23 protein-coding genes and 1 tRNA gene are annotated in these 21,702 nt (G+C 67.8%); 14 read left to right on the top strand and 10 right to left on the bottom strand.

The annotated features are described in order from the left end of the window. Positions 1-38: 38 nt before the first annotated feature. From MJ605_RS16795 to MJ605_RS16775, 5 genes are all read right to left on the bottom strand, one after another. Entirely contained in the window at positions 39-1,805 is a 1,767-nt protein-coding gene (locus tag MJ605_RS16795; RefSeq protein WP_243042623.1) for a DUF885 domain-containing protein, read from the bottom strand. 80 nt (positions 1,806-1,885) lie between these two features. Next, positions 1,886-2,368 (bottom strand): DUF456 domain-containing protein, encoded by a 483-nt coding sequence (locus MJ605_RS16790; protein WP_243042777.1) that lies wholly within the window; start codon positions 2,366-2,368, stop codon positions 1,886-1,888. Positions 2,369-2,535: 167 nt separating this feature from the next. Next, positions 2,536-3,312 (bottom strand): ferredoxin--NADP reductase, encoded by a 777-nt coding sequence (locus tag MJ605_RS16785; protein WP_243042622.1) that lies wholly within the window; start codon positions 3,310-3,312, stop codon positions 2,536-2,538. 415 nt (positions 3,313-3,727) lie between these two features. Then, positions 3,728-4,246, bottom strand: coding sequence for a hypothetical protein (locus tag MJ605_RS16780; RefSeq protein WP_243042621.1), 519 nt, complete (start codon positions 4,244-4,246; stop codon positions 3,728-3,730). 337 nt (positions 4,247-4,583) lie between these two features. Further along, positions 4,584-5,534, bottom strand: a complete 951-nt coding sequence (locus MJ605_RS16775) for an alpha/beta hydrolase (protein ID WP_243042620.1) — start codon at positions 5,532-5,534, stop codon at positions 4,584-4,586. A 72-nt stretch (positions 5,535-5,606) separates the two neighbouring features. Between MJ605_RS16775 and MJ605_RS16770 the strand changes: the two genes are divergently transcribed. The 5 genes from MJ605_RS16770 to MJ605_RS16750 all read left to right on the top strand — a co-directional run bounded on the left by MJ605_RS16770 (position 5,607) and on the right by MJ605_RS16750 (position 10,279). Then, complete coding sequence (locus MJ605_RS16770; RefSeq protein ID WP_243042619.1) at positions 5,607-6,719, top strand: AraC family transcriptional regulator; 1,113 nt, start codon at positions 5,607-5,609, stop codon at positions 6,717-6,719. Positions 6,720-6,807: 88 nt separating this feature from the next. Further along, the gene (gene dusA, locus MJ605_RS16765) at positions 6,808-7,788 is read left to right on the top strand and encodes a tRNA dihydrouridine(20/20a) synthase DusA (RefSeq protein ID WP_279237628.1); all 981 of its coding nucleotides are present in this window, start codon (positions 6,808-6,810) and stop codon (positions 7,786-7,788) included. Between the two features lie 94 nt (positions 7,789-7,882). Beyond that, positions 7,883-8,206 (top strand): hypothetical protein, encoded by a 324-nt coding sequence (locus tag MJ605_RS16760; RefSeq protein ID WP_243042617.1) that lies wholly within the window; start codon positions 7,883-7,885, stop codon positions 8,204-8,206. Continuing rightward, complete coding sequence (locus MJ605_RS16755) at positions 8,206-8,898, top strand: response regulator transcription factor (RefSeq protein WP_243042616.1); 693 nt, start codon at positions 8,206-8,208, stop codon at positions 8,896-8,898. Before MJ605_RS16760 ends, MJ605_RS16755 begins: the two co-directional genes overlap by 1 nt. Continuing rightward, complete coding sequence (locus tag MJ605_RS16750; RefSeq protein WP_243042615.1) at positions 8,864-10,279, top strand: ATP-binding protein; 1,416 nt, start codon at positions 8,864-8,866, stop codon at positions 10,277-10,279. The genes MJ605_RS16755 and MJ605_RS16750 overlap by 35 nt, the downstream gene beginning before the upstream one ends. Before the next feature lie 109 nt (positions 10,280-10,388). Here the strand turns inward: MJ605_RS16750 and MJ605_RS16745 are convergent, their stop codons facing one another. Beyond that, on the bottom strand, positions 10,389-11,156 hold the full coding sequence (locus tag MJ605_RS16745) for a M90 family metallopeptidase (RefSeq protein WP_243042614.1): 768 nt from the start codon (positions 11,154-11,156) through the stop codon (positions 10,389-10,391). A gap of 12 nt (positions 11,157-11,168) precedes the next feature. After that, on the bottom strand, positions 11,169-11,411 hold the full coding sequence (locus MJ605_RS16740; RefSeq protein ID WP_243042613.1) for a hypothetical protein: 243 nt from the start codon (positions 11,409-11,411) through the stop codon (positions 11,169-11,171). 302 nt (positions 11,412-11,713) lie between these two features. Here MJ605_RS16740 and MJ605_RS16735 point away from each other — a divergent pair, with 302 nt between their 5' ends. The 9 genes from MJ605_RS16735 to MJ605_RS16695 all read left to right on the top strand — a co-directional run bounded on the left by MJ605_RS16735 (position 11,714) and on the right by MJ605_RS16695 (position 18,009). After that, positions 11,714-12,685 carry a biotin--[acetyl-CoA-carboxylase] ligase gene (locus MJ605_RS16735; protein ID WP_243042612.1) on the top strand — a complete coding sequence of 324 codons (972 nt, stop codon included), beginning with the start codon at positions 11,714-11,716 and terminating at the stop codon, positions 12,683-12,685. Beyond that, complete coding sequence (locus tag MJ605_RS16730) at positions 12,682-13,440, top strand: type III pantothenate kinase (protein WP_243042611.1); 759 nt, start codon at positions 12,682-12,684, stop codon at positions 13,438-13,440. Before MJ605_RS16735 ends, MJ605_RS16730 begins: the two co-directional genes overlap by 4 nt. Positions 13,441-13,476: 36 nt before the next feature. Beyond that, positions 13,477-14,163, top strand: a complete 687-nt coding sequence (locus MJ605_RS16725) for an SPOR domain-containing protein (protein ID WP_243042609.1) — start codon at positions 13,477-13,479, stop codon at positions 14,161-14,163. A gap of 34 nt (positions 14,164-14,197) precedes the next feature. Further along, positions 14,198-14,273 (top strand) — tRNA-Thr (locus MJ605_RS16720). A 14-nt stretch (positions 14,274-14,287) separates the two neighbouring features. Beyond that, positions 14,288-14,698: a rhodanese-like domain-containing protein gene (locus MJ605_RS16715; protein ID WP_243042608.1), complete on the top strand. Its 411-nt coding sequence runs from the start codon at positions 14,288-14,290 to the stop codon at positions 14,696-14,698. A 9-nt stretch (positions 14,699-14,707) separates the two neighbouring features. Beyond that, positions 14,708-15,622, top strand: a complete 915-nt coding sequence (gene rocF, locus MJ605_RS16710) for an arginase (protein WP_243042607.1) — start codon at positions 14,708-14,710, stop codon at positions 15,620-15,622. 29 nt (positions 15,623-15,651) lie between these two features. Beyond that, positions 15,652-17,016: a tryptophan--tRNA ligase gene (locus tag MJ605_RS16705; protein WP_243042606.1), complete on the top strand. Its 1,365-nt coding sequence runs from the start codon at positions 15,652-15,654 to the stop codon at positions 17,014-17,016. Between the two features lie 18 nt (positions 17,017-17,034). Continuing rightward, entirely contained in the window at positions 17,035-17,361 is a 327-nt protein-coding gene (locus MJ605_RS16700; protein WP_243042605.1) for a hypothetical protein, read from the top strand. 18 nt (positions 17,362-17,379) lie between these two features. Next, positions 17,380-18,009: a DUF6348 family protein gene (locus MJ605_RS16695; RefSeq protein WP_243042604.1), complete on the top strand. Its 630-nt coding sequence runs from the start codon at positions 17,380-17,382 to the stop codon at positions 18,007-18,009. Between the two features lie 10 nt (positions 18,010-18,019). On the opposite strand, the gene MJ605_RS16690 is transcribed toward MJ605_RS16695, so the two are convergent. Genes MJ605_RS16690 through MJ605_RS16680 form a run of 3 tightly spaced genes read right to left on the bottom strand, consistent with a single transcriptional unit; the run spans position 18,020 to position 21,653 of the window. Then, a complete protein-coding gene (locus MJ605_RS16690) occupies positions 18,020-19,390 on the bottom strand; it encodes an FAD-binding oxidoreductase (protein ID WP_243042603.1) in 1,371 nt (456 codons plus the stop codon). 47 nt (positions 19,391-19,437) lie between these two features. Beyond that, on the bottom strand, positions 19,438-19,794 hold the full coding sequence (locus MJ605_RS16685; RefSeq protein WP_243042602.1) for a YraN family protein: 357 nt from the start codon (positions 19,792-19,794) through the stop codon (positions 19,438-19,440). Continuing rightward, positions 19,794-21,653: a penicillin-binding protein activator gene (locus MJ605_RS16680; protein WP_243042601.1), complete on the bottom strand. Its 1,860-nt coding sequence runs from the start codon at positions 21,651-21,653 to the stop codon at positions 19,794-19,796. Before MJ605_RS16680 ends, MJ605_RS16685 begins: the two co-directional genes overlap by 1 nt. Positions 21,654-21,702 lie beyond the last annotated feature (49 nt).

Raw genomic sequence — 21,702 nt, 5'->3', positions numbered from 1 at the left:
AAAGGCGCGGCCTCGTCAACGCGATGCCGGTACTGCGCCTACGGCTTCTTCTGCGAGGGAATGAACTGCGTGCGCACCGCCTCGGCGAGCTGATCCGGCGGCAGCAGGCCCTGGCCGATCACGAAGTCGTTGAAGGCCTGCCGATTGAAGTCCTTGCCCAGCGACAGCTCGGTGTCCAGGCGCGTCTGCTGCAGGCGCATGTAGCCGTAGAAGTACGCGGTGGCCTGGCCGGGGCTGTTGAAGGTGTAGCGATCCAGCTCCTGCTGGGTCATCGCCTCGGACAGGCCCACGTCGTTGCGCAGCACGTCATGCGCGCGCTCCTTGCTGATAAGGCCCAGGTTGAGCATCGGGTCGAGGTAGGCGCGGGCCGCGCGCATCAGGCGCGCCTGCAATGCGGCGAACTGGCCGGCCGGCGGCTCGTACGGCAGCATTTCCGATTCCGCGTACAGCGCCCAGCCTTCCACGTTCACGCTGTTGAAGGCGAACAGGCTGCGCGCCAGCGACACGCCACGCTCCACCATCGCCGCGAACTGCAGCTCGTGGCCCGGGCGGCCCTCGTGCGCGGTCAGCGTCCACGCGGCGGCCTTGTAGGTGAAGTCGTCGTAGGCGTCGGACTTGTCGCCGCCGGGATTGCCCATGGTCAGCACGAAGGTGCCCTGTTCGCCGTGGTTGTTGATGAATGGCGGCGGGTCCATGTGCGGCGCGGGTACCTGGGCGGTCTCCGCTTCCGAGGCCAGGCGCATCTGCATCTTGCGCTGTGGCAGGGTGACGATGTGCTCGCGGCGGATGGTGTCCTCGATCTTGCCGATGATCTCGTGGTACCAGGGCACCACGTCATCCTTGCCCAGCTGCTGCTGCTTCAAGGCCTTGAGCACGTCGCGGTAGTCGGTGGCCTGGATGCCTTCCGCCTTGGCCACCACCGGCGCCATCATCTGCAGGGTGGAGCGCAGTTCGACGAACTCCAGCTGCGCCTGCTTGATCAATTCTTCCGGCGGGATGTCGATGCCCACCTGCTTGAGGTTGTAGGCATACAGCGGCTCGGGCAGGCGGAAATCGGCGCGGGCGCGCGGCACGATGGTGCCGCGCACCCAGGCGTCGTAGTCCTTCAGCTGGCTGTCCAGCGCATCGAGCGCGGCCTTGCCCTCGGCATTGTCCAGCTTGTACTTGGCGAACAGCTGGCGGATGCCCTGGGTGTAGCGCGCCGTGTTGGACAGCTTCTGCTCCACCTCGCCCTTGTAGGGGCCGATCAGGTTCTTGTCGCCCAGGCGCGCCGTGGTCTGCGCCTTGGCAAGTTCGGTGATCGGCGTGCAGCCGGGCGCCTTGCCCACGTAGCATTCCAGGCGCTTGAGCGCGGCGGGACGGCGCTTGGCGTCCACGTCATCCTTCAGCAGGGCGAATTCGCCGGAGAAGACCAAGTCGCCCACGTCCTGGTAGGGCAGCATGTACTTGCGGTTGAGGTCGATGCCCTCGATCTGCCTGTCGGTGGCGCGGATCATGATCTGCAGGTCCTGGCGGACGTTGGTGTCCTTCTCCGCGGCCAGCATTTTCTCGAGCTTGGCCTTGGCGTCGACCAGCGCCGCGCGCGAGCGTTCGTCGACGCCCGGCTTGAGGTCGGCCACCTTGTCGTCGTAGCCAGGCAGGCCGATCTGCGAGGCGAATTCCGGGCTGAACCGGGCGAGCACGTCGAGCATGACCTTGGCATCGTCGTTGCTGCGATCGATCCAGCTCGGCGTCTTGGTGTCGGCCTGGGCCGATCCGGCGGCCGCCAGCGATACCGCCAGGGCAAGGGCAAGGCGTTTGGACATGTGGGTTCCCCTAGGGATGTGTGTGGGCCGAGCCTAAAGCGGGGCGCGGGAACGTACCATGTGCCGAAGGTCGCTTCCGCTCAGCCCACCAGCATGGCAAAGCCGAACAGGCCGATCATCAGGAAGGACAGCACCAGCTTCACCAGCGTGCCGAACAGCAGGCCCAGCCAGGTCGCCGCGCCGACGTGGGCCGAGCGCAGCACGCTGGTGCCCGAGGCCAGCTCGCCCAGCACGGCACCGATGAACGGCCCCAGCAACAGGCCGGCGATACCGAGGAACATGCCGATCAGGGTGCCCAGCGCCGCGCCGGTGAGAGCGAGCCGGCTTGCACCCACCCGCTTGGCGCCCAGCGTGCCCGCGACGAAATCGACGATGACGCCCAGCGTGCCCAGCACGCCGATGGCGACCAGCCACCACAGGCCCAGGTGGCGATACTGGTCCACCGCCGCGGCCAGCCAGATGCCGCCGAAGATCATCGGAATACCCGGCAGCGCCGGCAGGATGTTGCCGGCCAGCCCGCCGATCATCAGCGCGGCGGCGAGCACGTAGAGGGCGATGTCCAGCATGCGGTCCTCGTCGTGGAGCGATACGACTGACGGAAGCACGGCGGGAGCGGGATGGCAATAGCCGCGCATGGACGCGGCCATGTGGGAGCGCACCCTGTGCGCGACTGGCGCCCTCATTGCGCTGCCATTCGACCGTAAGTCGCGCACAGGGTGCGCTCCCACAATTACTTGTCGACGAAGGCGCGCTCGATCACGTAGTCGCCCGGCTCGCGGGTGCGCGGTGACACCTGGAAGCCACGTGCGTCGAGCAGGGCGCAGGTGTCGTCCAGCATCTGCGGGCTGCCGCACAGCATGGCGCGGTCCGTGGCCGGGTCCAGTGGCGGCAGGCCGACCGCCTTGCACATCGAGCCGTCGACGATGGCGTCGGTGATGCGGCCCTGGTGACGGAACGGCTCGCGCGTCACCGTGGGGTAGTAGAGCAGCTTCTCGCGCACCAGCTCGCCCAGGTACTCGTGCTGGGGCAGCTCGTTTTCCAGGTAGTCGCGGTAGGCCAGGTCGTTGACGTTGCGCACGCCGTGGACGAGCACGATCTTCTCGAAGCGGTCGTAGGTTTCCGGATCGCGGATGATGCTCAGGAACGGCGCCAGGCCGGTGCCGGTGCCCAGCAGGTAGAGGTGCTTGCCGGGCTTGAGGTCGTTGAGCACCAGCGTGCCGGTCGGCTTGCGGCTGACGATGAGCGGATCGCCGGGCTTGAGATGCTGCAGGCGAGAGGTCAGCGGGCCGTTGGGCACCTTGATGCTGAAGAACTCCAGGTGCTCCTCGTAGTTGGCGCTGGCGATGGAATAGGCGCGCATCAGCGGACGGCCGTCCACCTCCAGGCCGATCATCACGAATTGGCCGCTGTCGAAGCGGAATCCCGGTTCGCGCGTCGTGCGGAAGCTGAAGAGACTGTCGTTCCAGTGGTGCACGTCGATCACGTGCTCCGTCGCCAATGCCACCATTGCCGTTACCGTCGTCCAGGAGTGAAGTTGCAGGCAGGGCGCCGGCGACTAGGCCGGTACCGGACTCGTGTGGGGAGGCGATAAGCCGCTGCGCCTGACGAGTGCTGCCTTTGGGTGCAGCGTAAGTCGCCATTATGCCATGGCAGGTTGCCTCGGCGGCTGGGTATTCCCAGCGGGGCACTGACGGGCGCGTCAACTTGCCGCAAGCGCCGCCGGCCACGTCGCCAGGCCGGGTCACGGCTTTCCAGGCCTGTCGGTACACTAGGCGGCATGTCAGCTTCTGCCTCTTCGTCTCGTCAGCCGCTTTCCAAGACGGCTGGCGCTTCCCAGGGCGGACAATTCGAATGCTTCGCTTCGCTCAAGAAGAAAAGCCCCGCCAAAGCGAGGCTTTTCACATAAACGCAGAGCGAAAACGTCAGTCAGGTCGCGTCGTGATGGTGACGCTGCAATGAGGGACGGAGCAGATTCCCGAACCCAACGCCACCCAGCCATCGCCACTGGCGGCACCGCCAGCCTGGTACTGGTACTCCCAGACTTGATAGGTACCGTTAGGCAATTGGTTGGTGATCGTGATTTTTTGGCCCGGCGTACCCGTCATAGGCAAGCCCACCGGCGGAGGGCCGCCTGCATCAGCGGGAGCGGCAACGGCATGGAGCGGCGCAGCGGATACCGCCCGAGGGGTAGGGTCCGCTGACACCACCTTGATGGTGATGACGCCAACACCTTTCGCGCTCAGTTGCGGAATATCTTTCCTGGCCTGCTGCTGCTTGATCCATGCTTCCCATGACGAGTAGGCCGTAGAGCCCGGGGTCAAGATATACGTCTGCTGGGATGCACTGACGACCTGGTCTTGAACGGCGCCGGCTAACAGCACAGTGGGGAAGCCCGCCGCGATGCCGATGGCGAGAGCAAGCGGACTACCAAACTTTTTCATACAGTTTCCTTTGCATGGCGGTTTGAAGTTGCTCCTGATACGCCCCGAGCGATGCTTGCACCAACCTTGCGCAGGGCAAGTAGTTTTATTCCAGCACCGCAGTGGGATTTTCGTGAATCGAAATAATTGACGACTTCGTGCGGAAGATCGCAATTAATTGCGAGTTGCCGATAGCGCAATGCCGCATGCGACGGGCATCGAGCAAGGCCGCTACGCCCCTCCGTTGACATCGCATTTCACATTGCGCACGTTTTCGGGAAGCGGATAGATGGAAGTCTTCCACTGGTCGCCGCCCGAGCGGCAGCCGGATGCATGGGGCCGCTTTCGATGGCGTGCCTCAGGCTTTCACTTGCACAACATCGTCAAGGAACGCACGAATGGCCGCGACCATCTGGTCAAGCCCGGCAAGCTCGATGGGATAGTGGCCGGCATCGTCCAGCATCACCCTGCCAACCGGTACATGGCGGATGCGGCGAAGGAACAGTTCGCTGAGGTGCCGCGGGGTCCAATGGTCCTGCGCCGGTTGTGTCAGCAGGATGGGGCATACCTCGAAGTCTTCCGGTTCGACAGTCGGTGCATAGTTCATGTAGCTGGCGAGGAAGCGGGTCGTAACCCAGTTGCCGGCGGAGGTTCTATCCGCCATGCAGGCCTTCAATGCCGCCTTGTCATTGACCAGCGCGTGCATTTTGCTCGCCAGGGACATCGGCAACCGCATGCCTGCGAGTGGCGTCTTGGCGCACAGCGTCAATAAGGGGCCGCCGATGCGGCTCATGAACCTGTTCAACGCCGTCTCATCGCGCACTTGTTGCAGGCGTTGATCGAGGAAGGTCATGCCAATAATGCCCTTGACCCTGCGGTTGAGCGAGGCGACGTGGTAGGTCTCCATGCCGCCTGCACTCAGTCCATAGAGCACAATGGGACGCGAGTCTCTGGCCAGCTCGGCATCAATCAGGTCACTGCCGATCTGCACCCAGTCGTCATAGCGCACAGGTACGCCGGAAGCCACGTCGGAGAGGCCGTAACCTGGCATGTCGATGGCGATGGTCTCAAAGCCGTGCCGGGCAAGCGGAGCGCCGAGGATGGTCGACATTTGCCGGCCATTGGTGCCGACGCCATGGAACAGGATGACCTTCAGTGGCGCAGCGGAGTTGCGATAGCAATCGAGGTGGATGCGATGCTGCCGCCACGACCACCACTCCTCCCGGGGTTCGTTGCCGGGCTGAAGCTGATAGGCCTGTGGCAGGAACGACTGGATTCTTCGCCATGCGGCTTGATCGGTGTAGTTCACGAAACGCTCCGGAATGGCTGCTGTTGATGCTTGCACAGCCTATTCGGTGCATGACCGTGGGCGGAGAGCCGCATGGGCCAAAGGCTTTATATGTTGGGCCATGTCTATAATGGCTCCGGCCACGGCTTCGGCACCCCGCGCATGAACTACTGGAACTTCGCCCGCAGTCCGGCAAGTGTCCGCCTGCTCCTTGATTTCGGACGCGCCCGGGGCATTGCCGCGACCCGGTTGCTGGCCGGCACGCGACTGACTCAGGTACAGGTCGGGAACGCACAGGTCAGTCTTAGCCCAGGCAAGGAACTCGCCGTCATCGCCAATCTGCTGCGTTTGTGTCCCGAAGGCGCGGGCATGGGATTGGAGCTGGGCCTGAGTTACCACCTCTCGGCCTACGGTGTACTTGGTCTGGGCATGATGAGCAGCGCGACCGCCCTCGACGCCTTGCGTCTGGTGCAGCGCTTCCTGCCCTTGACCTATAGTTATGTCGCTATCACTCATCGCCGCGAAGGTGATCTCGACCTGTTGGGATTCGAGCCGCCTGCGAATATCGATGACAACGTACAGAGCTTTGTTGTTGAGCGAGCGGTGGGCGCGACAGTGCGCGTGCTTTGCGATATCACCGGGGCCGGGGCACCCGTGGTCGCCATGCAACTGCGTGGTCTGCCTGCGCCGGCGTCGATCAAGCACGAGCTGGCCAGGGAGCTCGGGTGCGCGCCACGCTGGGGGGCTTCGGAAAACCTTGTTGCCATTCCACGGGCGCTGACAGGGCGTGGGCTGCCGCAAGCCAATGCCACCACGGCAGCCATGTGCGAACGCATGTGCGAAGAGCTGATCGAGCAGCGCAGAACGCAGCTCGATACGCCCACACTCGTTCGCGAATACCTGGCCGCGGCGCCTGACTCCTGCACACCGAGGCTGGCCGACGTCGCCGCCTTCCTGTGCACCAGCGAGCGTAGCCTGAAGCGATGGTTCCGCGATGACGGCACATCGTTCCGGGAGCTACTCGAGGAGAGCCGACGTGCAAAGGCGGACAGACTGCTGGGTAATCCGCGATATTCCCTGGCCGAGATCGCCGACCGCCTGGGCTTCAGTGACCTTTCTTCCTTTTCCCAAGCCTATAAGCGGTGGACCGGCAACGCACCCAGCTTTTCACCCGTGCGCCGCAGACCGGTCCGCGGAAAAGTGTAGGCCTGGGGAATGTTCGCCTCCGACCCATGGCAGTCACTCCTGGCTCCTCAGCCCGCTCGTCTAAAGGCTGTGCGGTAAAATATTTACCATGTGCAGCATCAATCGAAACGATTTCCGCCTATTGACGGCGCCTATGATGGACTGGACGGACAGGCACTGCCGGTATTTCCACCGGCTGCTGTCGCCGCATGCCCGCCTGTACACCGAGATGGTGACTAGCGCCGCGCTGGTGCGCGGCAGGCAGCTGCGGCTGCTTGAGCATAGCCAGCAGGAGCACCCGGTGGCGCTGCAGCTGGGCGGCAGCGACCCGGCGGAACTGGCCGTCGCCGCGCGCCATGGCGCGGCGGCCGGCTATGATGAGATCAACCTCAATGTAGGCTGCCCCTCCGACCGCGTGCAGTCGGGCCGCTTCGGTGCCTGCCTGATGCGCGAGCCGGCGCTGGTGGGCGATTGCGTGAAGGCCATGCGCGATGCCGTGGACGTGCCGGTGACGGTGAAGTGCCGCATCGGCGTGGACGAGCAGGACGACTATGCCGACCTGCAGCACTTCACCGAGACCATGCTGGCCGCCGGTGTGGAGGTGCTGGTGGTGCATGCGCGCAAGGCCTGGCTGCAAGGGCTGAGCCCGAAGGAAAACCGCGAGATCCCGCCGCTGGACTACGAGCGGGTGTACCGCCTCAAGCGCGAGTTCCCCGGGCTCATCGTGGTAATCAACGGCGGCATCGCCACGGTGGAGGCGGTGCAGGCGCACCTGGCGCGGGTGGATGGCGTCATGCTGGGCCGTGCCGCCTACCACGATCCCTATGTGCTGGCGCGGCTGGAGGCGGTGCTGTACGGCGAGCCGTTGCCCACACGCGAGGACGTGCTGCGCCGGCTGCGCCCCTACGTCGAGGCCGAACTGGCCCGGGGCACCGCGCTCAAGCACATCAGCCGCCACCTGCTGGGGCTGTACCAGGGCGAGCCGGGCGCCCGTGGCTTCCGTCGCCGCCTGAGCGAGGGCGCGCATCTGCCGGGCGCCGGCTGGTCACTGATTGAGCAGGCTGTCGCTACTCCGCGCGAGGCTGCGTGACGGCGCCCGTTCATCCGGTCAATATTCAGCCCCGAGTCCATAGTCTGAACGGCGATGCGTTCCGTCCCGCAGGTGATCCGGGTTGCTTAACGAAATGAAAACAATCCTGCGCATGTCGGCCCTGCTGCTCTGCCTGTCGGCGGGCACCGTGGCGTTCGCGGCGCAAAGCGGCGGCGAGCCGGCCGTGTCGCTGGAGCAGGCGGTGACCCAGGTGCAGCACGAGACTGGCGGCAAGGTGCTGTCGGCCAGTACCGTGCGTCGCGGCCGCAGCACTTTCGAGCATCGCGTGAAGGTACTGACGCCGGACGGGCATGTACGCGTGGTGACCGTGACCACGGAGGCCAGCAAGGCGCCGGCCTCCGCCGATTCGACCAAGAACCCGTCTTCGGACGGCGTGAGCAACAAGGAGAAACACTGATGCGCATCCTTCTGGTTGAGGACGAGGCTCCGCTGCGCGAAACGCTCGCCGCGCGCCTGAAGCGCGATGGCTTTGCCGTCGATGCGGCCCAGGACGGTGAGGAGGGCATGTACCTCGGCCGCGAGGTGCCCTTCGACCTGGCCATCATCGACCTGGGACTGCCCAAGATGTCGGGCATGGACCTGATCAAGTCGCTGCGCGAGGCCGGACAGCGCTACCCCATCCTGATCCTGACCGCCCGCGGCGGCTGGCAGGACAAGGTGGAGGGCTTGAAGCACGGCGCCGATGACTATCTGGTCAAGCCGTTCCACGTCGAGGAGCTGCTGGCGCGCATCAACGCGCTGGTGCGCCGCGCCAGCGGCTGGTCCAAGCCGGTGCTGGCCTGCGGCCCGATCAAGCTGGACACCACCGCGCAGACGGTGGTGGTGGAAGGCAAGCCGGTGGACCTCACCAGCTACGAGTACAAGGTGCTCGAATACCTGATGCTGCATGCCGGCGAGCTGGTCTCCAAGGCCGACCTCACCGAGCACATCTACCAGCAGGACTTCGACCGCGACTCCAACGTGCTGGAAGTTTTCATCGGCCGTCTGCGCAGGAAGCTGGACCCGGAAGGCAACCTCAAGCCCATCGAGACGGTACGTGGACGCGGATACCGCTTTGCCATCCCCCGCAGCGAAAGCGAAGACGAATGATCCGCTGCCGCCGCGCCGCCCGTTCTCACTGGCGGCGCGCGCGGCGCTGGCCACCGGCTTCGTGCTGGCGGCATTCCTCGGCGTGGTGGGCCTCACGCTCACCCGCACCGCGGCGGACAGCGCGCTGAAGGGACTGCAGGATCGCCTGCAGAACTTCGTCGTGGCCTACCTGGCCGGTACCGAGGTCGGCCGTTCCGGCAAGGTGCTGCTGCCCGATTCGCTGCCCGATCCCAGCTTCTCGCGCCCGGGCTCGGGCCTGTATGCCGTGGCCATCGGCGACAACGGCTTCAAGTGGGAATCGCCTTCGGCGATCGGCCGCGACTTCAGCTTCCTGCATCCGCTCGCGCCCGGCGAGGGGCAGTTCGTCGGTCCCGTCGATACGCGCATGGGGCGGCTGTACTACTACATCTACGGCGTGGCGCTGGACACGGCCGAGCGCAAGTCGGTGCATCTCACCTTCATGGTGGCGCAGACGGAGGACCAGCTCGAAGGCCGCAATGCGGTATTCCGGCGCAGCCTGATTTTCTGGCTGGCCTCGCTGGGCGTGATGCTGATCCTGCTGCAGTTGCTGCTGCTGCGCTGGAGCCTGACGCCGCTGCGCAAAGTGGCCAACGAGATGTCGCGGGTGGAGCGCGGCGAGCGCGACCACCTGGGGGACCAGTACCCGGCCGAGCTGACCGGCCTCACCGAGCGCATCAACGCTTTCATTGACAGCGAGCGCGAGCAGCGCGTGCGCACGCGCAACACGCTGGCCGATCTCGCGCACAGCCTCAAGACGCCGCTGGCGGTGATCCGTTCCAGCCTGGAAAGCATCGGCGAATCGAGCCTGCGCGACCCGGTGCTGGAGCAGGTGCGCAAGATGGACGAGCTGGTGGCCTACCAACTGGCGCGCGCGGCCACCTCGGGCCGACAGACCTTCGCGGCGACGGCGATTCCCATCGCCGAGCATGCCGAGGACCTGGTGCAGAGCCTGGAGAAGGTCTATGCGGCCAAGAACGTGCTGTGCGAGTTCGACATCGATGACAACGCCGCGTTCTACGGCGAGCAGGGCGACCTGCTGGAGCTGATGGGCAACCTGCTGGAGAACGCCTTCAAGTGGGCACGCCACCGCGTGCTGCTGGTGGTGAAGATGCGCCCCGTCGCGGGCCGCCAGCGTCCCGGCCTGTGGCTGAGCGTGGAAGACGACGGCCCCGGCATCGACGACGACAAGATCGAGAGCGTGCTCCAGCGCGGCGTACGCGGCGACGAGCGCGTGCAGGGCCACGGCATCGGCCTGTCCATCGTGCAGGACATCGTGCGCGCCTATGGCGGCGAGCTGCTGGTCGACCGCTCGCCGGAATTCAACGGCGCGCGCTTCAGCGTGAAGCTGCCGCCGGGCTGAACCCAGAAATTTCTGTAGGAGCGCACCCTGTGCGCGACCGCAGCGATGTGTCGTTATCGCGCCATGTGGCTGTCGCGCACAGGGTGCGCTCCCACAGGTGAGAATCTTTCTAGCCCGGCGCCGGCGACGGCCCGTAGTACGCCTCCAGCAGGTCGGCCACCGCCGCATCGGCGCGCCGCAGCACCGCAGGCTGCGACCAGTGCAACTCGCTGGTCACCGCGAAGAACTCGTCCGCGCCTTCCGCCGCGTAGGGGTCGATCAGCGTCCCGCGCCCGCGCGCCACATCGTTGGAAAGGTGGTCGAAGGCGCGCTGGAAGGCCACGATCCACTGCCGCCGCGACAGGGCGGGCGGCAGCGGCGGCACGCCGTCGGGCGGACCGTCCAGCATGTCCAGCTTGTGCGCGATCTCGTGCACGATCACGTTGTAGCCGTCCCAGGGCTGCCGCAGGTCCAACTGCACGTCAGCCAGGGACAGCACCAGCGGGCCGCGCTCCCAGGATTCCCCGATCAGCACGTCGTCGCTCTCGGTGACGACGCCGCTGCGGTCGTCGTGATGGCTGCGGCGCACCTTGAACTCGCCCGGATACACCAGGATGTCGCGCCAGCCGCGCAGGGCGCGCGGGCCCTGTTGCAGCACCGGCAGGCAGGCCTGCATGGCGATCAGGATGCGCAGCGGCCCGGTCAGCTCGGCATCGGCCAGGGGCACGAAGCGCTTGCGCGCCAGGAAGACCGCCACCAGCGGGCGCAGATCGTCCAGGCGCGCGGCATCCAGGCGCCGGGCGAGCGGGCAGGCGGCCACGGCATCGTGCCAGTCGGGATCGGGGAGCGGGGGAGGTGTCAGGTAGGCGCGAAGGCGCCGCCACAAGGTCGCCGGCACGGCCCGCGAGCGTTACTGGATGGACCCGGGAAGCAGGGACTGCCAGCCGAGGTTGGCGTGGCGACTGCGCAGGGGCGCCACCGGACTGCCACTGGGGCAATTGTCGCTGCAGGAGGAGGAGCCGCTACTGGCTGGCACGGTGTTCTCGCGCGACAGCCCCAGCGCATCGCCGCCGCTGCTGCTGCTGGCGCCATCGCGGCTGCCGGCGCCGCCGTCGTGCTGCATCGAGGCCAAGTCCTGGCCGTCCGCGTCCATGGCCGATGCGACGCCTACGCCGCCGACGCACAGAACGCAGCCAATCAAGAACTTCCCGATGCCCATGGCGGCTCAACCCCTTGATCCGCAATTGAAGAGTTCGATGCTGGCAGAAATGGATGGCCGATGCCAGTGCCCCAGTCAAGGGGCTGGAAGGGCCAGCGAGTCCCAGAAGTCATGGGACACCGCCATCATCCCGCCTGCCTGGCGGGCTAAAATGCCTCGATGCCTTGCCCTCCCTCCTTGACCGATCGCCCGACCGGCGGCCCTGACCGTGGCCCGGCCGGCATGGATGCGCCCTGATGCAGGCGCAGGAACTGCTGATGGCGCTGGCCGGCGGCGCGACCGTATCCGGTGCCTCCCTGGCCGAGCGCGCCGGGGTGACCCGGGCCGCCATCTGGAAGCAGGTAGAGGCCTTGCGCGCCCGGGGCGTGCCGGTGGAATCCCGCGGCACGGCGGGCTACCAGTTGCCCTGGCCGGTGCAGTTGCTGGATGCCGCGGCGATCCAGGCAGCTCTGCCGCCCGTGCTGCGCCGCTCGCTCGGCACGCTGGAGCTGCACTGGGAGCTCGACTCCACCTCCAGCGAGATCCAGCGCCGGCTCGGCGACTTGCCTGACCTGAGCATGGTCATGGCGGAGACACAAAGTGCCGGCCGAGGCCGACGCGGACGTCAGTGGTTGTCGCCCCCCGGCCTCAATATCTACCTGTCCTGCCTGAAGCGGTTCGAGGCCGGCTTCGCCGCGCTGTCGGGACTGTCGCTGGCGGTCGGGGTGATGGTGATGCGGGCGCTGGATGCGCTCGGCATCGCGGGCGCCGGCCTGAAATGGCCCAACGACGTCCTGAGCGAGGCTGGCAAGCTGGCCGGCATTCTGGTCGAGCTTGGCGGCGAGTATCAGGGGCCGTGCGCGGCGGTGATCGGCGTGGGCATCAATGTGCGCCTGACGCCGGCGCTGCAGGCCCAGGCCGGGCAGCCGGCGGACGACCTGGCTGCGCTCGCCGGCGGTACGCCGCCCGACCGCAATCGCGTGGCGGCCGCCCTGGTCGGTGCGCTTGGCGAAGGGCTGGTCCAGTTCGAGCGCGAGGGTTTTGCCGCCTTCCTCGACGAATACGCCAGGCACGACCTGCTGCGCGGCCAGGCCCTGCGCGTGCTGGGAGCGCAAGGCACGCAGGACGGCGTGGGCGCGGGCATCGATGCCCGTGGTGCGCTGCTGCTGCAGACTGGCGACGGGTTGCGGAGGATCGACAGCGCGGATGTCACGGTGCGCCGCGCATGAGGCTGCTGCTCGATCTCGGCAACACGCGCCTGAAGTGGGCGCTGCGCGAGGGCGCCGGCTGGGCCGCGCAGGGCGCGGTCAACTGGAGCGACGACGTGGCGCTGGCCCTGCACGATGCCTGGCGAGGGTTGCCGGTGCCGCGCGACGCGTTCGGCGCTTCGGTGGTCGATGCCGGTCGCGAGGCGCAGGTGGCCGCCGTGGTCTCGGCCTGCTTCGCCAGGCCGACCGAATGGCTGCGCACCCCTGCTCAGGCCTGCGGCGTGCGCAATGCCTATGCGGAATCCTCGCGGCTGGGCGTGGACCGCTTCCTCGCCATGGTGGCCGCCCATGCGGAAGGCCTGTCGCCCTGCGTGCTGGCGGGCGTGGGCACGGCGCTCACCCTGGATGCGCTGGCCGGCGACGGGCGGCATCTGGGCGGCCTGATCGCGCCGGGTCCGCAGCTGATGCAGCAGTCGCTGCTGGGCGCCACCGCCCGCGTGCGGGTGGAACGGCCCGGCAAGGTACTGGAGGCCGCCGACAACACCCCCGATGCGGTCGCCTCGGGATGCTGGCAGGCCGCGGCGGGGCTGGTCGAGCGATTCATGGCGCACATGTCGCCGCCGCTCGGCGGTGCGCCGCAGCTGATCCTGGGCGGCGGCGACGCCGAGGCCCTGCGGGGGCTGCTGTCGATGCCCTCCCGGTTGAGCGCGGACAGCGTGCTGCGCGGACTGGCCGTGTGGGCCGATGCACATTCCCCCCTGGCGCCGGCTCTCTAGAATGCCGGCTTTCGCCGTTTGCCTGACGGATCGACGATGTTCCTGCGCCTGCTCTTCGTATTGCTGATCGCACTCAATATCGCGGTGGGCGCGTGGCTGCTGCTGGGCCAGGATGACGTGCACGGCCGCAGCGCCACCGATGTCGGCGTGCCGGAACTGCGGCTGCTGAGCGAGCGGCCGACGCCGCCCTCGCTGGCGCCGCCGGTGCCGACGCCCGCCACCACCACGGCGCCCGCGGCCTCCACGCCTCCGCCGGCCGCGACGCCACGCCAGACTTCCTACACCTGCCTGGCGCTGGGCCCCTTCGCGACCCAGGCCGACCTGCGCAGCGCCCGCGGCGCGCTCGGCGGCCAGGCGGCGCGCATGCGCTCGCGCCAGGAGCAGACCACCCAGACCAGCGGCTGGTGGGTCTATCTCCCGGGAGGCGGCAGCCGCGAGAAAGCCCTGGAACTGGGGCGTCGGCTCAGCGCCGCGAACGTGGGCGAGTACTTCATCGTCAGTGGCGGCGACCAGCCCAACACCGTCTCGCTGGGCCTGTTCAAGGACCCGGCCAACGCCCGCCGCCGCCGCGAACAGGTGGTGGCCGCCGGCTTCCCCGCCCAGATGGTCGAGCGCACCGAAAGCGTTCCCGAATACTGGCTGGACGTGGTTCTGGCCGATGGCCACGGCGACTGGCGCAGCCGCGTGCGCGGCGTGGGTTCGCACAGCACTGGCTGTTTTTGAGTCGCGTCGTGGCCTGCTAGACTTCGACGCCTACGCCGGTATAGCTCAGTCGGTAGAGCAACTGATTTGTAATCAGTAGGTCCCCAGTTCGAATCCGGGTGCCGGCACCATTCGAGGAATCCGCATGCGACACCGGCTCCTGGCCGCCTTTTTCCTGCTGGCGGTGGCGGCGGTGGCGATGGCCACGGATGCCCCGCTCACGGTGGGGCAACTGGTCGAACGGCAGCAGGCCGGCCATGCCCCGTTGCTGCTCGACGTGCGCCATGCCGACGAGTACCGCGATGGCCATATCGCGGGCGCGCTGAACATTCCGGTGGAGCAGCTCGGCAGCCGCGCGGGCGCGCTGGGCGTACCGCGTGATCGCGAGATCGTGGTGTACTGCGTCTCCGGACGCCGCGCGGGGCGGGCGCAGCAGGCATTGCAGGCGCTCGGCTACACCCGCGCGAGGCTCCTGGAGGGTAGCCTCCAGGCCTGGCGGCAGGCGGGTCTGCCGCTGGCGCGCGAAGGCGCCGTCGCTCCCGATCATTCCCACTGACAGGTTTTCATGGTCAACAAGGCAATTTCCCTGATCGGCGTTCCCACCGACATCGGCGCGGGCCATCGCGGCGCGTCCATGGGGCCGGAAGCCCTGCGCGTGGCCAACTTGGTCGCCCGGCTGGCCAAGCGCGGGCTGGAGGTGATCGATCGCGGCAACCTGCAGGGGCCGCTCAATCCCTGGCTGCCGCCGCATGGCGGCTATCGCCACCTGCCCGAGGTGGTGGCCTGGAACCAGGCGGTGCACGAGGCCATCCATGCGGAACTGGTGGCGGGCCGCCTGCCGGTGATGCTGGGCGGCGACCATTGCCTGGCGATCGGTTCGATCAGCGCGGTGGCGCGCCACTGCCGCGAGCAGGGCAAGCAGCTGCGCGTGCTGTGGCTGGACGCGCACGCCGATTTCAACACGGCCGAGGTCACGCCCTCGGGCAACATCCATGGCATGCCGGTGGCCTGCCTGTGCGGCAACGGACCGATGGCGCTGGTGGAACTGGGCGGCCACGTGCCGGCCACCACGCCGGACGTGTTCCGCCAGGTCGGCATCCGCTCGGTGGACGAGGACGAGAAGCGCCTGGTGCGCGAGGCGAAGGTGCGCATCTTCGACATGCGCCATATCGATGAGGTGGGCATGAAGCGCACCATGGAGGAAGCGCTGGCCGGCGTGGACGAGAATACCCACCTGCATGTCAGTTTCGACGTGGATTTCCTCGACCCGACCATCGCCCCGGGCGTGGGCACCACCGTGCGCGGCGGCCCCAACTACCGCGAGGCGCAGTTGTGCATGGAGATGATCGCCGACACCGGCCGCGTCGGCTCGCTGGACATCGTCGAGTTGAACCCCGCCTTCGACAAGAAGAACCAGACCGCACGCCTGGCGGTGGACCTGGTCGAATCGCTGTTCGGCAAGTCCACCCTGATCCGTTGACCCCTCACCGATACCAAGAAACGAGCCCCATGAAGACCCGCGTACTTACCGGCATCACCACCACCGGCACGCCGCACCTGGGCAACTACGTCGGCGCGATCCGCCCGGCGGTGGCGGCCAGCCGGCGCGATGACGTCGATGCGTTCTACTTCATGGCCGACTACCACGCGCTGATCAAGAGCGACGACCCGGCGCGCATCGAGCGTTCGCGCCTGGAGATCGCCGCGACGTGGCTGGCCGCGGGCCTCGATCCGCACAAGGTCACCTTCTACCGCCAGTCGGACATCCCCGAGATTCCCGAGCTGACCTGGTTCCTCACCTGCGTCACCGCCAAGGGCCTGCTCAACCGCGCGCACGCCTACAAGGCGGCGGTGGACAAGAACACGGCCGCGGGCGAGGACGCCGATGCGGGCGTCACCGCGGGCCTGTACATGTACCCGGTGCTGATGGCGGCGGACATCCTGGCCTTCAACGCCAACAAGGTCCCGGTGGGGCGCGACCAGATCCAGCACGTGGAGATGGCGCGCGACATCGCGCAGCGCTTCAACCACATCTATGGCCGCGAGTTCTTCGTGCTGCCCGAGGTGGCGATCGAGGAACAGGTGGCCACGCTGCCGGGCCTGGACGGCCGCAAGATGTCCAAGAGCTACGACAACACCATCCCGCTGTTCAGCGGCGGCCAGAAGCACCTGCGCGAGGCCATCCTGCGCATCGTCACCGACTCGCGCCTGCCGGGCGAGCCGAAGGACCCGGACAGCTCCTCGCTGTTCACCATCTTCCGCGCGTTCGCCAGCGAGGCCGAATCGGCGGCGTTCCGCCAGGCGTTGGTCGACGGCATCGGCTGGGGCGAGGCCAAGCAGGTGCTGTTCGAGCGCATCGAGGTGGAGGTGGCGCCGATGCGCGAAAGCTACGACGCGCTGATCGCGCGCCCGGCGGTGATCGAGGAGATCCTGCGGGAAGGCGCCAGCAAGGCGCGCGCCATCGCCGCGCCCAAGGTGGCCGAGCTGCGCGATGCGATCGGCTTGCGCTCCGGCGTGTTGGTCGCGCCGCAGGCGGCCGCCGGCAAGGCGGCGCCCAAAGCCGGCAAGCCGCCGCGCTTCGCCAGCTTCCGCGACAGCGACGGCCGTTTCCGGTTCCGCCTGTTCTCGGCCGATGGCGAGGAGTTGCTGTTGTCGCAGCCGTTCGCCGACCCGAAGGCGGCCGGTGCCCTGCAGAAGCGCATCAAGGAGCAGGGCGCTTCGTCCGCCATCGTCCAGGTACAGCCGTTGTCGCTGTCGCTGGAACTGGATGGCGAGCCGGTGGCTGCCTCGCCGGCATATGCCGACGAGGCGGCACGCGACCAGGCACATGCCCGGTTGCGCGAGGTGCTGGCCCAGCTCGCCGCGCTCGACTGATCGCGGGGGCGTCGTCGCATGCGCTATCTCGCTATCCTGTTGCTGGCCCCCTGGCTGCTGATCCTGGGCTGGGCATTCTGGACATTCCCCAGGCACTTGCCGCGCACGCGCCTGCGACGGAGCTTCGACATGGTGGCCTTGCTGCTGGCCGCCTTCGCCGCGGTGCAATGCGCGAGCGCCGCCTTCGATACGGCCAGCGTGCCGGCCGTGGGGCAATACGGGCCTTCCAGCGGCGCGATCTGGCAACAGGTGTTGCCGGCCCTGTACGGCTATGGCGCGTGCGTGCTGGTACTTGTGCTGGCGACGATCGTGCGCCAATTGCTATGGCGGCGCCCACGCCACTGATTGCCGGAGCGAGATCCCATGCAGGACACCGAGCTACAGCGCCACCTCCTTCGCCTGTTCGAGCGCCACGACGTCGAGTTGGAAGCCGATGAGGGCTGGCTGGTGACCGACGGTGATTTTCCCGCCGTGCGGGCCAGCTGGCATGAGGGCGCTGCCGGCGAGCCTGGACGTCTGGACGTCGATATCGTGCTGAGCGAGGAACGGCACATCGAGGAGAGCTTCGCTGGCCGCGACGGCGCTCGCGATGCGTTGGAAGCCTTCGAGCGGGGCATGTTCCATGTGGCCCTGGCGGCCTGTTGGTACGTTACCGACGAGCGGCACATGCAGCTGTTCGGCTGGGAATTGGGTGTGCGCACCTGGGATGTGTTCGTGGCGCCCGCGCTGTCCAGCCGGACCGACGTGGCCGCGCCGGACGGGTTGCTGCCGGCCCTGCGCAGCGCGTTGCAGGACGAGCCGCTGCGCGGTGAACTGCATTGGGTACGCTGGTTCCATCGGCGCGACGAGCAGGGGCGGGTCAGCATGGAAGCCCGGCTCGACAATGAATCCTGGGCGGCGGGGGACCGCTGGCTCGCCTCGCTGGCCTGGCCGGCGGTGGCTGGCGCCTACAACCTGCGTGGCTTCGTGGCGCTGGATATCCGCGACTACTGAGCTTGGCGTTTCAGGGCAGCAGCTTGCCCGGGTTGAGGATGCCGTCCGGGTCGAAGGCGGCCTTCACACTGCGCATCAGGTGCAGCGTGCTCGGCTGCAGGGCCAGCGGCATGAACTCGCGCTTCACCAGGCCGATGCCGTGCTCGCCCGACAGCGTGCCCTCCAACGCGATCACCAGGGCGAACACCTCGGCCAGGCAGGCATGCGCCCGCTCGCGCTCGGCTTCGTCGCGCGGCAGCAGGTTCACGTGCAGGTTGCCGTTGCCGGCATGGCCGAAGCTCACGATCAGCACGTCGTGCTTCCTCGACAGCGCCTTGATGCCATCGACCAGCGCGGGCAAGTGGCTTACCGGCACCACCACGTCCTCATTGATCTTGTTGGGCGAGATGGTGCGCTGCGCCGGCGAGAGCGCCTTGCGGGCCGACCACAGCGCCTGCGTTTCCTCGGTGGTCTGCGCCACCTTGAGGTCTTCCAGGCCCTCGCCACGGGCGGCGCGCGATACCGCCTCCACCGCGCTGGGCAAGGTCTCGGGTTCGCCATCCACCTCGATCATCAGCATGGCGCCGGCCAGCGGCACGCTGTCGCCGCCGTGGTCGTGGGCCAGCTTCAACGCCACGTCGTCGATGAACTCCAGCGCGCAGGGCGTCACCGGCTGCGCCATGATGCGCGCCACCGCGTGCGCCGCGGCGCCCACGTCGCGGTAGGTGGCGCGGAGGGTACGCAGGCCGGAGGGCTTGGGCGTGAGCTTGAGGGTGGCCTCGGTAATCAGCGCCAGCGTGCCTTCCGAGCCGATCAGCAGGCGCGTCAGGTCGTAGCCGGTGGCGCCCTTGCTGGTGTAGGTGCCGCAACGGAAGCCTTCGCCGGTGCCGGCCACGGCGCGCAGGCCCAGGGTGTTCTCGCGCGGGCTGCCGTACTTCACGGCGCGTGGGCCGGCCGAATTGCAAGCCAGGTTACCGCCGATGCTGCACCAGGGCGAGGAACTCGGGTCCGGCGGCCAGAAGAAGCCGTGCGGCTTCAGTGCCTGCTGCAGGTCGCCGTTGAGCACGCCCGGCTCCACCACCGCCAGGCGATTGTCCGGATCGATGCGCAGGATGCGGTTCATCCGCTCGAAGCTCACCACCACGCCGCCGTCCACCGGCACGGTGGCGCCGGTGGTGTTGGTGCCGCGACCCCGCCCGATCACCGGCACGCGATGGACGCGGCAGGCCTGCACCAGGACCTCGACCTGCTCATGCGCGGTGGGAAACACCACCGCGTCCGGCAGCGCGTTGCGGCGCGAATTGTCGTAGGCGTAGGCAAGCCGGTCGCCCATGTCGACGGACATCGCGGTACCGGGGAAATGCACGCCCAGTGTGGTGAGCAGGGTATCTGGCAGGTTCATGCGGCTAGTATCCCATCCCGGAAGATTCCGGGGCGTCATGGGCTGGGCTAACCCGCCTCGAAGGCCTGCCGCCACCATTGCATGGAGGCCCGCTCCGCCGGGCCGTCATAGCTGACCACGTCGAAGCGGCAAGGGCGCAGGGCATACTGGGGATGCTGCGCCAGCCACAGCTCCGCCGTGCGTATGAGCTTGGACTGCTTGGCCTGGTTGACCGAGGCGGCGGCGTCGCCCCGGCTGGCACCCAGTCGATGGCGCACTTCCACGAAGACGACCGTGTCGCCATCCAGCATAACCAGGTCGAGTTCGCCGTAGCGGGTGGTGTAGTTGCGCGCCAGCAGCGTCAGGCCGACGCGCTGCAGTTCGGTGCAGGCGCGCTGTTCGAAGACCGCACCGGCCGCGCGCATCAGTGGCCGGCGGGCTGCGGTTCGTTGCTGGCCGGGGCGGTGCTGTCGACCGGTGGCGCCAGGGCCGGGGCGCTATCCATTTGCAGGCTGCCGTTCAAGGGGTGGGCGAGGCCGTCCTGGAACTTGGCCCATACCAGCACGCGGCGGATGCGGCCGAATTGATCGGATGTCAGCTGGCCACTCGCGCCGGGCAGGTAGCTGCCCGGATGCGCACGCAGCCAGTCGAGATAAGGCGCCAGGTTCCATGCGTCCATGCCTAAGGCGAACAGGCGGGCCGAAGTGCCACGCGCGGAAGCCAATTGGGCGGCGATGTCGCCGTGGTTGGGCAGGCCGGGCTGCACGTCGAACAGCCATGGCGCATCGCAGAACTCCACGCCTTCGAGGTCGCGGTTGGCGCCGGCGTCGTCGATGCCCGCGTAGACATGCGAGGTGCCGACCACCGGCAGGTTCACGCGGGCCAGCTTGATCTGAGGCAGCAGAAGGCGTGCCTGCTGCGGTCGCATGCTGATGAAGATGCCGCTGGTGTTGGGTGTGGCCGGTGCGCCGGCGTCGCCGTTGTCGGTGGGCATGCCCAGGCCGCCGATAACCGAGGCATAGTTGACGCCGCTGCCCGCGAGGGTGCCCATGCCGGCGACCTTGCCGCCACGGGCTTCCATCTCGGCCCGGAAGGCCTTGGCGGCGCGCTGGGCGAAGTCGTCGCCGCTGATGATGACGTAGGCGGTGAGGATGCCTTGCTCGGCCATGTGATCGGCCGCCTGTGCGCCTTCGGTTTCCGGCAACAGGCCGAACTCGCTGACGCCGTTGGCGGGCAGGCTCTTGTCGTCGGGGTGGTTCAGCGCGAGCAGCGCCGCCGGCAGCTGCGGCAGGCCGAACAGGGCGGACACCTCGCCGCGCGTCAGCGGGCCGATCACCAGTTGGGCGCCATCGTTGACGGCCTGCTGGTAGGCCTTGACCGCGCCGGCGGCAGTACCGCCGCTGTCGTAGACGCGTACCGGCGGACGCGGCAGATGATTGCGCGCATCGTCGGCATAGGCGGCGAAGAAGCCTTCGGCAACGGCGGTGCTGGCCGCGGCGAGGTTGCCGCTGGTGGGCAACAACAGGGCCACATGGGCGGGCATCTTGAAGCCTTCGCGCACATTGGCGCCTTCGCCGGGGATCATGGTGCCCACTTCCTGGTCCAGCGATGGCGCGGGACGCGCCACCGCGACGCCAAGCTGGGACAGCGCCTCGTTCACCCACGGCAGCATGCGGTCGCCCGGTTGCATCGCGGCGGCACGCTGCTTGAGCGGCTCGACGCCGAGCTGGGTGAGCAGTGCCACGATCTGCTTGCGGTTCTGCGCCTGGTCCAGGCCGGTCAATTGGCCGTCCATTTCCACGCGGCTGCGCGCCGCGCCCCAGGGATCGCCGGTCTGCTGCATGGCCTGCGAGCGCAGCTCGAGCAGGCGCAGTTGCAGTGCGGGTGCCACGCTGACGCTGGGTTGCGTGGTGAGCTGCAGCGCGCGCGGGGCATTGTGCTGCTTCAGCGCCAGCTCGGCCTGCAGCAGGTCCAGGTGGGAGGGTTCGTCGCCGGTCAGCTTCGTGCGGCGGACACTGTCGAGGAACGGGGCGGCGCGATCGAGCTGGCCCTCCTGGCGGTAGGCTTCGGCGGCGAGCAACTGGTAATGGTCGCGGCTGCTGCCGGTCTGCGCCAATGCGAGGTAGGCCTGGGCCGCGTCGTCGAACTTGCCTTGCTGGGCCAGCGCATCGGCCTGCTGGGCGGCCGCGACTTCCGCGGGCGAGCGCTCCGCGGTCGGCGGCACGCAGGCGGTCAGTGCCAGTGAAATCAGCAGGACGATGCCTGCGGCGCGGGTCAAGCGCATGGCCAAATCCCTTCGAGCTTTTGACGACATGGTCGGCGGATGGGCGATG

Origin of the sequence: Dyella sedimenti (assembly GCF_022760995.1) — a bacterium.
Lineage (GTDB): Bacteria > Pseudomonadota > Gammaproteobacteria > Xanthomonadales > Rhodanobacteraceae > Dyella > Dyella sedimenti.
Note: the sequence above shows the minus strand (reverse complement) of the source record. Positions and strands in the feature narration are given on the sequence as shown.